Source organism: Snodgrassella communis, from assembly GCF_914768045.1.
Lineage (GTDB): Bacteria > Pseudomonadota > Gammaproteobacteria > Burkholderiales > Neisseriaceae > Snodgrassella > Snodgrassella communis.
Genome location: NZ_CAJZCD010000002.1, coordinates 77,606 through 91,344 on the forward strand (window position 1 = coordinate 77,606; position 13,739 = coordinate 91,344).

Sequence of the window (13,739 nt, forward strand, 5' to 3'; positions counted from 1 at the left end):
TCAGGCAAAAAAGCCCAGTTTGACCTGAATCATTTTTTCCAAATCCTGTACAGCCTTGCGTCGAGCCACAAAAAATATAACATGGTCTCCATCTTCAAGAACTGTATCATGATGATACATAATAATTTTTTCCTTGCGCACTACTGCACCGAAATAACAGCCACTTGGCAAACGTAACTGCGACATGGTTCTACCTATTAGTTTGGAGGTATGACGGTCACCATGCAGCACTACTTCAATCGCTTCCGCTGAACCACGGCGCAAAGGATATACCGCCATAATATCGCCCAGATGCACATGCGTCAAAATTGAGCCAATTGTTATCAGATGCGGAGATATCACAATATCAATGGCACTTCCCTGCAATAAGTCAACGTAACTTGAGCGATTAATAATTGCCATTACTCGTTTGGCACCAAGATTTTTAGCCAGCATTGCCGACATGATATTATTTTCATCATCATTGGTAAGTGCACAAAAAACATCAATTTCATCAATATATTCGCTTTCTAGCAGGCTCTCATCCGATGCATTTCCCATTAGTACAAGTGTATTGTTGAGGTTTTCTGCCAGCCATTCTGCCCGGTTTTGTCTGCGCTCAATAATTTTGATATCCAGACTAGTTTCCAGTTGTCTGGCCACCCGATAGCCGATATTGCCACCGCCGGCAATCATAATCCGGCGGGTACGTTTGTTAATCGGCCGCAGCTCGCGCATGATATTTTCAAGATATGCCGTGGGTGTCAGAACAAAAACTTCATCATCTACCTGTAATATGGTACTGCCTGTTGGCACGAGTAGGCGATTATTACGGTAAATGGCACAGATTTGGCAATCCACGTCTTCATCCAGATGCTGTTTCAGTGCGCTGATGGGCTTATTAATCAGCATGCCTCCATTCTGGGCACGAATGACCAGCAAACGGATTTTATCCTGAGCAAACCGCAGGATTTGCAGGGCACTTGAGTGCAGCAATAGATTGGCAATTTGCTCGGTTACCAGCTGTTCTGGGCTGATTGCCTCGGTAATATTGAATAAGTCCAGACTGGTTTTGTAATTGTTGCTACCGGTTTCAAATTCAACAAAATCACTGTAGCGTACCCGGGCAATGCGGTTGGGAGTATTGAATAGCTCATAAGCAATTCTGCAGGCCGCCATATTGGTTTCATCGCTCTGGGTTAAAGCCAGAATCATATCCGCATCCTGAGCACCGGCGGCAGACAATACAGAAGGCCATGCACCATTACCTACGATAGTTTGCACATCCAGACGCTGATTGATTTTTTGCAGGGCGTTCTCATTGATATCAATAATGGTAACATCATTATTGTTCATTCTGGCTAAATTACTGGCGATGGTCGAACCTACCTGTCCACAGCCAAGAATCAATATTTTCACGTTATTTATATGACTTTAGTGGTAATCATCAGCATTGTAGCCTTTGTATTCTCGGGTGCAAATATTGGTGCAAAACTGCTACACAGCTGTAAACTGACTCTATTATGGGATATGTCATTGATATGCCCGCTCTGGTTGGTGCTAGATAATTTAAATATTTGAAATTTATTATGATTTTAAAAGGTGTGTGCCATGTTGATTTGACAGGGAAGAATACATACTTTCTAAAATATTTAGATTTGTTAATAATTGTGTGTATTAATTAAATTAATACAATATAATAAAATAGCGTTTTACATGTATAACTGAATGTAAAACAATAAGAAGTTATAATTTTTCAACCAGTTACTTACTAATGGACAAATTATGTATTCAATCAGGTGGCAACCTAAATTAATTACTCTGGCAGCAGTTTTTATGGGATTGGGCGGTTGTGCTCAGGTAGCCGATGTCATGGGGTATGATACACAGACATTAAATGCCAGCGCGGCTAAAAGCTATAGCCAAATGATGAGCCAAGCAAAGTCTGAAGGGGTGATTGAAACTAATACACCTGTGGCCAGACGTGTACGTGCTGTATTTCAGCGTCTGGTACCGTATGCCAATGCTGCTAATCAGACAGGTGTGCCATTTGACTGGCAGCTTAATGTTATTCGCAGCGATGAGCCCAATGCTTTTGCCATGCCCGGGGGCAAGATGGTAGTTTATACCGGTATTGTAAGCCGTTTGAATCTTAGCGATGATGAAATTGCAGCTATTGTTGGTCATGAAATGACTCATGCTCTGCAAGAACACAGTAAAAAAGCAGCAGGACAGCAAATCCTCACCAGTACTGCTCTTGCAGTAGGCAGTGCTGCGTTGCAGTCAAAAACAGGTGTCAGTGCTGACCGTGTGGGGCTCTATAAAGATATATTAAATCAGTATGGCCTGACACTGCCCTATTCACGTCATCGGGAAAATCAGGCTGATGCCGGCGGCTTGCAATTAATGGCTCAGGCAGGATATGACCCGCATGGAGCCATTACAGTATGGGAAAAAATGAATAAGGTTTTTGGCAAGAATAGTGGTACGAGCCTGTTAACTACCCATCCAAGTAACGATGCGCGCATTACGGCATTGAAAAAAATGTTGCCTGAAGTACTACCTGTTTATGAGCAGGCCAGACAAAACAATATTACACGGCAAAAACCAAATGTCACAGAAAGATATTCAGGAGCCAATAACGTTCGCAAGAATACTGGCAAAAAGAAAAATCGTTCCTGAGACTGACTGAAATCAGTGAAATAAACGGAATCAGTAGCATTTTATGCAACTGGTTATTCTAAAGCTTAATTCTGCATGTTAAATTCAGTTGGACGATAATTGTATGGCAGCCTGAAACAGGCTGCTTTTATTTTAATTTTTACATTTTCTGATGTTCACTACATCTGACTACAAATTATTTCAATCGACCATGTTTTCGGTTATCATTCATACTATTGCATTAAAACTGCATAATAAAATGACAAGAAAAATTTAAAAACCATTACATTAAGGACGTCCAAGATGTTAGAAGCCTATCGTACAGCCGCCATTGAACGTGAAGCGCTGGGTATTCCACCTTTGCCATTGACAGCAAAGCAAACAGAGGAATTAGTTGAATTGCTAAAGAATCCTCCTAAAGGGGAGGAAACATTTCTTGTTGATTTACTGTCGCATCGTGTGCCACCAGGCGTAGATGATGCTTCTAAGGTCAAAGCATCTTTTTTGGGTGCCATTGCCGAAAAAACTGTTAGCAGTCCTTTAATTACCCCCACATTTGCAGTGGAACTGCTTGGTACGATGTTGGGAGGCTACAACGTTCAGCCACTGATAGAATTTCTGGACAATGAGGAGCTGGCTGCTACCGCTGCCAATGCCTTAAAACATACTTTGCTGATGTTTGATGCTTTTCATGATGTAGAAGAAAAAATGCGTGCCGGTAATCAATATGCGCGCGAAGTGATTGAATCCTGGGCAAATGCAGAATGGTTTACCGCACGTGAAAAAGTACCGGAAAAGATTACCGTTACTGTATTTAAGGTGGCGGGTGAAACCAATACTGATGACTTATCACCAGCACCAGATGCATGGAGCCGCCCGGATATTCCTTTACATGCATTGGCTATGCTTAAAAATCCGCGTGAAGGTATTCAGCCGGATAAACCGGGCGAAGTAGGTCCAATTAAACAATTGGCTGAACTGAAAGCCAAAGGCAATTTGGTAGCGTATGTAGGTGATGTAGTTGGTACCGGTTCTTCACGTAAATCGGCTACCAATTCGGTAATCTGGCATACTGGGCATGATATTCCTTATGTACCGAATAAACGCTTTGGTGGTGTTTGTCTGGGTGGCAAAATCGCGCCGATCTTTTTTAATACTCAGGAAGATTCAGGAGCGTTACCCATTGAGGTTGATGTCTCTAAACTGGAAATGGGTGATGTCGTTGATATTTTGCCATATGAAGGCAAAATTATTAAAAATGGCGCAACTGTTGCCGAATTTGAACTGAAATCTCAGGTTATTCTTGATGAAGTTCAGGCAGGGGGGCGTATTAATCTGATTATTGGTCGCGGCCTGACTGCGAAAGCACGCGAAGCACTGAATCTGGGACATTCAGAAGTTTTCCGCTTACCACAGGCTCCTGCGTCGAGCACTGCCGGTTTTACACTGGCGCAAAAAATGGTTGGTCGCGCCTGCGGTTTGCCGGAAGGACAAGGTATCCGGCCGGGTACTTATTGTGAACCCCGTATGACTACAGTCGGTTCTCAGGATACGACAGGACCGATGACTCGGGATGAACTGAAAGATCTTGCCTGTCTGGGTTTCAGTGCTGATCTGGTGATGCAGTCTTTCTGCCATACGGCAGCCTATCCGAAACCTGTGGACGTAAAAACCCATAAGGAATTGCCGCTGTTTATGTCTTCACGTGGTGGTGTTTCTCTGCGTCCGGGCGACGGTATTATTCACTCGTGGCTCAATCGCATGCTGTTACCGGATATGGTGGGTACAGGCGGTGATTCGCACACCCGTTTCCCGCTGGGTATTTCATTTCCAGCCGGTTCAGGTCTGGTGGCTTTTGCTGCTGCTACTGGTGTAATGCCGCTGGATATGCCTGAATCTGTATTGGTACGCTTTTCCGGTACCATGCAGCCGGGTATTACTTTGCGTGATCTGGTTAATGCCATTCCCTTGCAGGCCATTAAGGAAGGCCTGCTGACTGTGGCCAAAGCTGGCAAAAAAAATATTTTCTCTGGCCGTATTCTGGAAATCGAAGGTTTGCCGGATTTGAAAGTAGAGCAGGCTTTCGAGTTGACTGATGCGTCTGCTGAACGTTCCGCTGCTGGCTGTACTGTGAAGCTGCATAAAGAACCAATTGAAGAATACCTGAAATCCAATATTGTGTTGTTGAAAAATATGATTGCAGATGGCTATCAGGATGCCCGTACCCTGAAACGCCGTATTCAGAAAATGGAACAATGGCTTGCAGAACCAAAATTGCTTGAGGCTGATGCCGATGCCGAATACGCTGCCATAATTGATATCAACATGGACGAAATCAAAGAGCCTATTCTGGCCTGCCCGAACGACCCTGATGATGTGAAAATCTTGTCTGATGTTGCCGGTACGCATATTGATGAAGTATTCATCGGATCCTGTATGACTAATATTGGTCATTATCGCGCTGCTTCTGCCTTGCTTGATGGTAAAAGCGATTTACCAGTGCGCCTGTGGGTAGCACCACCAACTAAAATGGATGCTAAAGAACTTTCGGATGAAGGCTATTACAGTATTCTTGGACGCGCGGGTGCGCGGATGGAAATGCCGGGCTGTTCTTTATGTATGGGCAATCAGGCGCAGGCGCGTGAAGGCTCAACTGTGGTGTCTACTTCCACCCGTAATTTCCCAAACCGTTTGGGCAAAAATACTAATGTATATTTGAGCTCAGCTGAACTGGCGGCAATTTGTTCCAAGCTGGGACATATTCCCAGCATTGAGGAGTATCGCGAAAATATTGCCATTATCAATGATAAGGGTATTGAAATTTATCGCTATATGAACTTCAATGAAATTCAGGATTATGTAGATGTGGCCGCCAAAGTTAACGTTTAGAGCAAGACATTTTTAGTATTATGATAGAAAGACTACCGGAAGGTAGTCTTTTTTGTATGAGTAGAATCTGATGATGCATATAATAGTCGGTATTAATAAATGCTTTTAGCATTTTTTATAAAATTAAGTATTAGATTGTGTGAATAAATTTTCGTATTACTGCTATAATGAATCATGATTGTTGGTATTAATAACCTGAACTAAATTAGGTGTTTAAAACCAATTCCAAAACCTGTTCAAAGCCTTTATAAATATTAATTGTATTAACCTGCTGATAAATTATTTTGGTTAGTTCTGGTTTTAATCTATGATAATAAAGATTGCTTCTCATGACAAAGGATAGAAAATGAATATCGCCTCTAGCATCACTGATTTAATTGGTAATACGCCATTGGTGCAGCTTAATCGTTTGAGTGCCGGGTTGCCTGGTAAGCTGGTGGTTAAACTGGAATTTTTTAATCCAGGCAATAGTGTTAAAGACAGAATTGCTGCCAGCATGATAGATGCAGCGGAAAAGGCGGGTAAAATCCATTCTGGTACTGTTATTGTAGAACCAACTAGCGGTAATACTGGTATAGGGCTGGCTATGGTGTGTGCAGCCCGGGGATATAAACTGATTATCACCATGCCGGAAACGATGAGTAAGGAACGGCGCATGTTATTACGTGCATTTGGCGCTGAACTGGTTTTGACACCCGGTGCAGAAGGTATGGCTGGCGCCATCAGCCGTGCACAGGCTTTTGTGGATTCTGACCCACAGAAATATTTTATGCCGCAGCAGTTTGAAAATCCGGCTAACCCTGAAATTCATCGTGAAACTACTGCGCAGGAAATATGGCATGATACTGATGGTAAAGTTGATATCTTTGTCGCTGGGGTAGGCACAGGTGGTACGGTTACCGGAGTTGGTGAGGTGCTGAAGGAAAAGAAACCTGGGGTGCAGGTTTATGCCGTAGAACCTGAGGCTTCAGCAGTATTGTCTGGTGGGTGTAAAGGACCGCATCCGATACAGGGTATTGGCGCAGGTTTTGTACCTAAAATTCTGAATACTCATGTTTATGATGGGATTATTCAGGTATCTAATGATGCAAGTTTTGATACAGCCCGTGCTATGGCATCCAAAGAGGGTATTTTGGTGGGTATTTCTTCTGGTGCGGCAGTTTGGGCGGGTTTGCAGTTGGCAGCGAAACCGGAAAATAAGGACAAATTGATTGTCGTTCTGATTCCTTCTTATGGTGAACGTTATCTCTCTACACCATTATTTGCTGATCTGGCGTAAATCCTACTTTTTACGATTAATACCGAATCAGTCAACTGGTTCGGTTTTTTCTTGCAGTCATAGCTGTGGTACAATTATTATGAATACATGTTCAGCCATACGCTCAAGCTAACTGGCTTTTATTTTGTTTTAAGCAATATACGTTGAGTAAACAAATGATGAAAAAAACATTAGTATTATGTGTCATAGCAGCCTTTTTAGGTGGTTGTTCATCTATGGATAAACCTTTATTGACTAGACATGGCGGTAAGCAAACAAAGCCGGTACAGGTTGTAAATGGGGCTGCGGCAAGTGCTGAATACCGTTTAGCTAGTAGCCACTGGTCTGATGTCGCTAAAATTCGTGATGAGGCTACCCGCTTAAGTTTTCAGGTTTCTCAGGGAAGTATTACTAAAGTTCAGGCTGCGCAGTTGCTGGATCAGTTTCGCATAGCTCAAGTAGGGCATAACGTAGTAGATGACGATGTGTATGCTATTTATTTGCGTAGTGCTGTAGAAAGCCAACAAGGTTCAATTGATACTGCTCAATCCAAGGCTTATATTCAGACAGCTCTGGCAGGCTGGCAGCAGCGCTGGCCGGTAATGAGTTCTAAACCGGCTAATCCTGCATTTACCAACTTCCTGCTGGAAGTGATGAATATGAAGCCGTTACAATGATTTTGTATATAGAAATACCCTGTCTGTTAAAGTTGACAGGGTATTTTTGAATCAAATTCTTTTGTGTCTAAAATGGTTGACTGTTACTCACAGCTAAAAAACAGGCAACCTGTAACTGGTTGCCTGTTGTGAAATGCTGGTTAAACGATTTCAGCCTTTTCAATAACAACATTTTCAACCGGCACGTCCTGATGGCCGCCATGATTACCGGTTTTTACGCCTTTGATTTTATCAACTACATCCTGTCCTTCAACTACTTTACCGAATACAGCATAACCCCAGCCGTGTAAATCCGGTTTGGTGTGATTGAGAAAGTCATTGTCTTTCACATTAATAAAAAACTGCGCACTGGCTGAATGAGGCTGCATGGTACGAGCCATGGCAATGGTATAGCGATCATTTTTCAGGCCATTATTGGCTTCGTTCTCAATTGGTTCATGTGTTGGTTTCTGTTGCATGTCTTTGTCAAAGCCACCGCCCTGTATCATGAAATTATCGATAACACGATGAAAAATTGTGCCATCATAAAAGCCCTCATGCACATAACGTTCGAAGTTTGCAGCTGTTTTCGGTGCTTTCTCATGGTCAAGTTCGATGCCGATAACGCCAAAATTGGTAGTTAATTTAATCATTGGTATCTCCTGATGGGAGTGAAACAAAAAAGATTGCAGTGTTAGCTGCAATAATTAGCTTGCATTATGCATAGCGGTAACATAGTCAACTTCTTCTTTACTGCCAAGCACAACGGCTATGCGTTGGTGTAAGCCTTCTGGCTGAATATCCAGAATGTTCTGCTGGGCATTGGTAGCGGCACCCTGTGCCTGTTCAATTAACAGACTCATCGGATTGGCTTCATACATTAAACGCAGCTTGCCCGGTTTATCGGGATTACGCTGATCCTGCGGATAGGTGAAAATACCGCCACGAATGAGAATACGATGCACCTCAGCTACCATAGAAGCTACCCAGCGCATATTATAGTCTTTACCACGACAGCCGGTTTTGCCGGCCAGTAACTGGGCAATATAGTTTTGCATCGCTGGTTGCCAATGGCGCTGGTTGGACATATTGATGGCAAATTCAGCAGTGGCGGCAGGTATCTGCGGATTTTCTTGAGTGAGCTGAAACTGATTTTGTTCATTAAGGGTAAACATGGCGATGCCGTGCTTTAAAGTCAGTACCAGAATCGTTTGTGGACCATACAGAACATAGCCACTGGCCAGCTGCTGCCGGCCAGGCTGTAAAAAGCTTTCAGTAGTAAGTGTGCCATCTGGTTTGGCTAATATTGAAAAAATGGTGCCGATGGAAATATTGACATCAATATTGGAGCTACCATCCAGAGGGTCGAATAAAACCAGAAATTGCCCGTTGTCATTGGCTGTTACAAATGAGTCTTCTTCTTCGCTGGCAAGGCCGGCAATGGCCGGATTGGCTGATAAGGTATCAATCATAATCTGATTGGAAAGTACATCCAGTTTTTTCTGCTCTTCACCCTGAATGTTACCTGTATGTGCACTGCCCAGAATGTTATCCAGCGCACCCAGACGGACTTCGCAGTTGATGTGCAGACATGCCTGACTGATGCTGATGATGACCTCAGGTAAAAATGGTGTGACAGTATACTTTTGTTGCTGTTGTTGCAGATAATCAGACAGTAAAACGGACATGCAAATACTCCCTTTTAAAATTGAGTACCATTATACAATAGCCTTGTCAGCCAGACTAAAGCTCCGGTGCAGTCAATCGGGCTGATCTGTGTTGGTTGTATGAATTTAATTAATCTCTGAATGCAAAACAAAATGTGCGCTGTCATCCTGAGCCAGTAGTCGAGTCATCGGCGGTAACGCTTCAGCCAGTAGCTGCGGTAAAGTGTAGGGTGGATTGATGATGAATATACCACTGCCGTGCATACCAAAGCCATCTGGGCGCGGTGCATGGACATAAAGTTCTGCCTGAACGAAATTATCTGGAACCAGTTTTTGCAGGTTTTGTGGCAGTTTTTGGCTTTCTGCTCGACTCAGACATGGATACCAGACGATATAGCAACCACTGGAAAATTTTTTCAGGGCAGCCTTAAGTGTATCCACTACCTGCTGATAATCTTGTTTTAATTCATAGGGTGGATCTATTAATACGACTGCGCGCCGGCTGGGAGGTGGCAGCATTGATAACAGACCTTTAAAACCATCGTCACAGAATACTTGTGCGCGATTAGGTTGTTTAATGTTGCGCATGTTATTACGCAATAACTCTGCATCGGCCGGATGTAATTCAAACAGTCGCAGGCGATCCTGCTCACGTGCCAGAGCCTGAGCCAGCCACGGGGAACCACAATAATGGTTTTCAGCGTCAGGCAGACAAGCTGTTACTGCATGACGAAAAGGTATCAGGCTGCTATCCAGATCTGTTGCAGCCAGAATACGGCCAATCCCTTCACGATATTCGCCTACTTTCTGGGCTTCATCGCTAATCAGATTATACAGACCGGCTCCAGCATGAGTATCTATATAGCAATACGGCTTATCTTTCAGTTTGAAATATTCCAGTACTGCCATCAGGCAGTAATGTTTAAGGATGTCGGCGTGGTTACCGGCGTGAAATGCATGACGATAGCTGAGCATGAGTGAGTGGCTGCTGTAAGAAACTATGAACTGAAACTATTATTGTACAGAATTTATGTGCACGGGCAAAAAAATCAATATCAATAGCAATTACTGAATCTGATGCCAATTTTGTACAGAGAACAAGGCGTAAATGAGTTAAGATGTACTGAAATAAATACAATAGGAAAGATAAAGGCTATGAGTTACACGCTTTATATTGGTAATAAAAATTATTCCACTTGGTCTATGCGGCCGTGGCTGGTGATGAAGCATTTTCAAATTGACTTTACTGAACAACTGGTGCGTTTTGATGGCTTTGCTGCTGATTCAGTTTTTAAGCAAACCATATTGCCACTGAATCCCTATGGTACCGTGCCGGTTTTAACCGATGGCGATTTGGTGGTGAGCGATTCTCTGGCAATCTGTGAGTATCTGGCTGAACGCCATCCACCATTACCTTTATGGCCACAAGATTACAAAGCACGTGCCAAAGCCAGAAGTGTGGTAGCCAAAATGCATAATGGGTTTAATCATATACGCAGGCATTTTCCAATGAATATTGAGGCGGTGCTACCAGAGATTGGCCAGATTGTGCTGCGTGATTTTCCTGCCGTAAAACAGGAAATCGATTTTCTCGATCAGCATTTGTCGTCACTGCTTGCTGCATCGGCGGGAAAATACCTGTTTGGAGAGTTCAGTATTGCTGATGCCTTTTATGCCCCGATGTGTTTAAGGTTAAAAGGCTTCCAGATTCAGACTTCAGAAATACTGGCCAATTATATTAATACTCTATGTTCTACTGATGCTGTAGCAGCATGGATTGCTCAGGCACTTGAAGAAAAAGATTTCATTGCTATGGATGAACCTTATCGTATTGCACGCTGAAACATCATGTTCTGATAATAGTGAAGAGTGGTGCTGGTAGCCTGATTCAGCTCAGGCCACCAGCAGGAATTTTATCCATTCAGGCTGCTTTTAATTTCCAAAGCCAGTTGCGGATTCCACATGGCGCCGGTGGCACTCATTACCGCATCGGCTCCGACTAAGCGGTAAGCCTGATAATGTGCTGCACTACTTACTCCGCCAACACCAATAATCGCAAAATGATTATTCAGGCGTGTTCTTAATCTGGCCAGACGTTCTACCATTTCCAGCCCCGCCCAGCGAATGGCCTCACCGCAGACGCCACCAGTAGGACGATCAAGCCCCAGCGCAGGTTCACCATTTGCTGTAACTGGTCTGGCTGATAAGGTATTAATCGTACTATAACCATCAACAGTGCCATCCAGCCTACTTAAAAGCGGAAAGATAACATCGTCATCGGCAAAGTAGGCCAGTTTCAGAAACAGCGGCTTATCAGGTACAGCGTTTTTGATTTCTTTGGCTATCCGTTCTACTTTATCAAAATCAAAACACAATAATTTGTTTACGCCTTCGTTTGGACAGCTTAAATTGGCCTCCAAAATCGGTGCAGCAGTTTCGTCTACTAAGTGTGCAGCACAGGCATAATCTTTTTCTATGCTGGCTTCATTGCCGGCAGTACCCTGAAAGCTGCCAATAATATATTGCCCTTTTTGCGCAGCATTAACAGCTTCGGCCATATCGGGTTGCCAGATATCGGGATTAAATGAAGGGACGCCAAAAGAATTGGTGATAGACAATGGAGTTGTGTAGTTGGTATCGGCCAGCACTGTATCGGTATTGGCTGACAATCGACCTGTAGGATGAACAGAAAGCACATTGGGTAAAGGATGGCTGGCTTGAGCACGGGTGCGCACGGTTTTATAAACACACAAATCAAAACCATGATTGAATGCAGCTTTGACAAAGTTGGCATTCAGTAATGGTCCGGCAGGAATGCCAAAAGGCAGGTTAACTTGCAGATTGAGAAAGTTCTCAGTTTGCTTATTGTGCTCTATGGACGGTGCTGCACTACTAAAATCACCAAACGGGCCATGCTGATAGTTCTCTTCGTAGCTTAATGCAGGGTTGTAAAACGGAGTTAGGTTAGTTTGCATTATTATCCTGATAATCTGGTTTAATTTTTCTTTGTTTGATTATGTCCGTTAGGCTGTAATGTGTAGTAATCAGGTTGATTAGTTACATCTAGCTTTCTGTACATAATTCATTGGAGCATACACCATGTCTTCGGGCATAAAAAAAGCTACGGCAATATGTAGCTTTTGAATATTCTAAACAAAATAAATTTTAGCTGATGTGAAGTGTACACGACGTTTTAAAGCAAAATAATGATCTGGATTAACTTAGCTCAGATGTGCAGTTCGGGCAGCGCTTGGCCTCAAGCGGAATTTCGGTACAGCATTGTGGGCACTGTTTAGTCGTGGTTTTGGGCGGGGGATTTTTATGCAGCTTATTAATTGCTTTAACAACCATAAAAATGGCGAAGCCTACAATAATCAGGCTGATAACGGTGTTAATAAATAAGCCAATATTCAGGGTTACGGCTCCGGCAGCCTGTGCGGCACCAAGCGTTTCATAAGGGCCGGGCGATTTTGAACCATTGCGCAAAGTAAAAAACAGATTGGAAAAATCCACTCCGCCAATCAATAATCCGATTGGTGGCATAATGACATTGTCTACCAGTGATTTGACCATATTGGTAAATGCAGTACCTACTACCATACCGACAGCCAGATCAATTACATTGCCACGCAATAAAAAAGCTTTGAACTGTTCAAAAAATTTCATATCAGCCTCCTTGGCTGGCTTCAAATAAAATATCTAGTTTTTTCATGGTAGCGCGATTAAATAGGCAGGCAAACATGAGCAGAGTTATGTAATGTAAAAATAATAAAAGCTGCCTGAAAGAATATTCAGACAGCTTAAATGGATGTTATGCATTAGCTGTTATGCGTACTCACTAAATCTTCTGGTACACCCAAAGCATTAATGCTGTAGCCACCATCAACATAGGTGATTTCGCCGGTGATGCCAGAAGCCAGATCTGACAATAGGAAGGCAGCGGTATTGCCGACTTCTTCAATGGTGATATTGCGGCGAATCGGATTTTGTGCTGAAACATGCGCCAGCAGACGGCTGAAATTAGCAATGCCTGAGGCAGCCAGTGTTTTAATCGGGCCGGCTGAGATGCCATTGCAGCGAATACCTTCCTGTCCCAGACAGGCCGCAGTAAAGCGAATACCGGCTTCAAGTGAAGCTTTGGCCATACCCATCACATTGTAATTAGGAATAGCGCGTACAGCCCCCAGATAGGTAAGTGCCAGAATAGAGCTGTTATGTCCGCTCATTAATGGTCGTGCAGCCTTAGCCAGTGCAGGCAGGCTATAAGCAGATACTTCGTGAGCTGTCATAAATGCTTCACGTGTGATGCTGTCCAGAAAATCCCCATTCAGAGCTTCTTTAGGAGCAAAAGCAATGGCGTGTACCAGTCCGTCTAGTTGTGACCAGCTTTGACCTAAATCAGCAAACAACTGGTTGATTTCTTCATCACTTTGTACATCACAACGATACACCAGTTCAGAACCAAGTTCGGCTGCCATTTTGCGAACCCGCTCTTCTAGTTTGTCCACTACATAGGTAAAGGCCAGTTCTGCCCCCTGTTCATGGCAGGCTTTGGCAATACCATAGGCAATAGAGCGTTCAGAAATCATACCAGTGATGAGGATTTTTTTGCCTTGCAAAAAGCCCATA

12 protein-coding genes are annotated in these 13,739 nt (G+C 43.4%); 5 read left to right on the forward strand and 7 right to left on the reverse strand.

Annotation, left to right across the window (positions count from 1 at the left end; translation table 11 throughout):
* Window positions 1–1,398: a Trk system potassium transporter TrkA gene (trkA, locus tag MJ761_RS02395; RefSeq protein ID WP_093090699.1), complete on the reverse strand. Its 1,398-nt coding sequence runs from the start codon at window positions 1,396–1,398 to the stop codon at window positions 1–3.
* Between the two features lie 366 nt (window positions 1,399–1,764).
* Here trkA and MJ761_RS02400 point away from each other — a divergent pair, with 366 nt between their 5' ends.
* The 4 genes from MJ761_RS02400 (at window position 1,765) to MJ761_RS02415 (ending at window position 7,464) form a co-directional block, all read left to right on the forward strand.
* Complete coding sequence (locus MJ761_RS02400) at window positions 1,765–2,661, forward strand: M48 family metallopeptidase (protein WP_093090697.1); 897 nt, start codon at window positions 1,765–1,767, stop codon at window positions 2,659–2,661.
* A 282-nt stretch (window positions 2,662–2,943) separates the two neighbouring features.
* Entirely contained in the window at window positions 2,944–5,529 is a 2,586-nt protein-coding gene (acnB, locus tag MJ761_RS02405) for a bifunctional aconitate hydratase 2/2-methylisocitrate dehydratase (RefSeq protein WP_093090695.1), read from the forward strand.
* Between the two features lie 346 nt (window positions 5,530–5,875).
* Entirely contained in the window at window positions 5,876–6,808 is a 933-nt protein-coding gene (gene cysK / locus MJ761_RS02410) for a cysteine synthase A (RefSeq protein WP_037405750.1), read from the forward strand.
* Between the two features lie 158 nt (window positions 6,809–6,966).
* The gene (locus tag MJ761_RS02415) at window positions 6,967–7,464 is read left to right on the forward strand and encodes a prokaryotic membrane lipolipid attachment site family protein (protein ID WP_093090840.1); all 498 of its coding nucleotides are present in this window, start codon (window positions 6,967–6,969) and stop codon (window positions 7,462–7,464) included.
* A gap of 140 nt (window positions 7,465–7,604) precedes the next feature.
* Here MJ761_RS02415 and MJ761_RS02420 read toward each other — a convergent pair whose 3' ends face one another.
* From MJ761_RS02420 to MJ761_RS02430, 3 genes are all read right to left on the reverse strand, one after another.
* Complete coding sequence (locus MJ761_RS02420; protein ID WP_093090693.1) at window positions 7,605–8,096, reverse strand: peptidylprolyl isomerase; 492 nt, start codon at window positions 8,094–8,096, stop codon at window positions 7,605–7,607.
* Between the two features lie 54 nt (window positions 8,097–8,150).
* Window positions 8,151–9,131, reverse strand: a complete 981-nt coding sequence (locus MJ761_RS02425; protein WP_093090691.1) for a class 1 fructose-bisphosphatase — start codon at window positions 9,129–9,131, stop codon at window positions 8,151–8,153.
* Window positions 9,132–9,236: 105 nt separating this feature from the next.
* Window positions 9,237–10,085, reverse strand: a complete 849-nt coding sequence (locus MJ761_RS02430) for a 23S rRNA (adenine(2030)-N(6))-methyltransferase RlmJ (protein WP_093090689.1) — start codon at window positions 10,083–10,085, stop codon at window positions 9,237–9,239.
* A gap of 180 nt (window positions 10,086–10,265) precedes the next feature.
* Here MJ761_RS02430 and MJ761_RS02435 point away from each other — a divergent pair, with 180 nt between their 5' ends.
* Window positions 10,266–10,952 (forward strand): glutathione S-transferase family protein, encoded by a 687-nt coding sequence (locus MJ761_RS02435; RefSeq protein WP_093090687.1) that lies wholly within the window; start codon window positions 10,266–10,268, stop codon window positions 10,950–10,952.
* A gap of 71 nt (window positions 10,953–11,023) precedes the next feature.
* Here MJ761_RS02435 and MJ761_RS02440 read toward each other — a convergent pair whose 3' ends face one another.
* The 3 genes from MJ761_RS02440 to fabI all read right to left on the reverse strand — a co-directional run bounded on the left by MJ761_RS02440 (window position 11,024) and on the right by fabI (window position 13,738).
* Window positions 11,024–12,085 (reverse strand): beta/alpha barrel domain-containing protein, encoded by a 1,062-nt coding sequence (locus MJ761_RS02440; protein ID WP_093090685.1) that lies wholly within the window; start codon window positions 12,083–12,085, stop codon window positions 11,024–11,026.
* A 241-nt stretch (window positions 12,086–12,326) separates the two neighbouring features.
* On the reverse strand, window positions 12,327–12,776 hold the full coding sequence (gene mscL / locus MJ761_RS02445) for a large conductance mechanosensitive channel protein MscL (protein WP_093090683.1): 450 nt from the start codon (window positions 12,774–12,776) through the stop codon (window positions 12,327–12,329).
* A 152-nt stretch (window positions 12,777–12,928) separates the two neighbouring features.
* Entirely contained in the window at window positions 12,929–13,738 is an 810-nt protein-coding gene (fabI, locus tag MJ761_RS02450) for an enoyl-ACP reductase FabI (RefSeq protein WP_037405736.1), read from the reverse strand.
* Window position 13,739 lies beyond the last annotated feature (1 nt).

What these genes read in the sequence shown, in the direction of transcription:
- cysK (WP_037405750.1), top strand. Translation starts at nt 5,876, where the DNA reads ATGAATATCGCCTCTAGCATCACTGATTTAATTGGTAATACGCCATTG.
- MJ761_RS02415 (WP_093090840.1), top strand. Translation starts at nt 6,967, where the DNA reads ATGAAAAAAACATTAGTATTATGTGTCATAGCAGCCTTTTTAGGTGGT.
- fabI (WP_037405736.1), bottom strand. Translation starts at nt 13,738, where the DNA reads ATGGGCTTTTTGCAAGGCAAAAAAATCCTCATCACTGGTATGATTTCT.
- MJ761_RS02425 (WP_093090691.1), bottom strand. Translation starts at nt 9,131, where the DNA reads ATGTCCGTTTTACTGTCTGATTATCTGCAACAACAGCAACAAAAGTAT.
- MJ761_RS02400 (WP_093090697.1), top strand. Translation starts at nt 1,765, where the DNA reads ATGTATTCAATCAGGTGGCAACCTAAATTAATTACTCTGGCAGCAGTT.
- MJ761_RS02440 (WP_093090685.1), bottom strand. Translation starts at nt 12,085, where the DNA reads ATGCAAACTAACCTAACTCCGTTTTACAACCCTGCATTAAGCTACGAA.
- acnB (WP_093090695.1), top strand. Translation starts at nt 2,944, where the DNA reads ATGTTAGAAGCCTATCGTACAGCCGCCATTGAACGTGAAGCGCTGGGT.
- MJ761_RS02430 (WP_093090689.1), bottom strand. Translation starts at nt 10,085, where the DNA reads ATGCTCAGCTATCGTCATGCATTTCACGCCGGTAACCACGCCGACATC.
- MJ761_RS02435 (WP_093090687.1), top strand. Translation starts at nt 10,266, where the DNA reads ATGAGTTACACGCTTTATATTGGTAATAAAAATTATTCCACTTGGTCT.
- mscL (WP_093090683.1), bottom strand. Translation starts at nt 12,776, where the DNA reads ATGAAATTTTTTGAACAGTTCAAAGCTTTTTTATTGCGTGGCAATGTA.
- MJ761_RS02420 (WP_093090693.1), bottom strand. Translation starts at nt 8,096, where the DNA reads ATGATTAAATTAACTACCAATTTTGGCGTTATCGGCATCGAACTTGAC.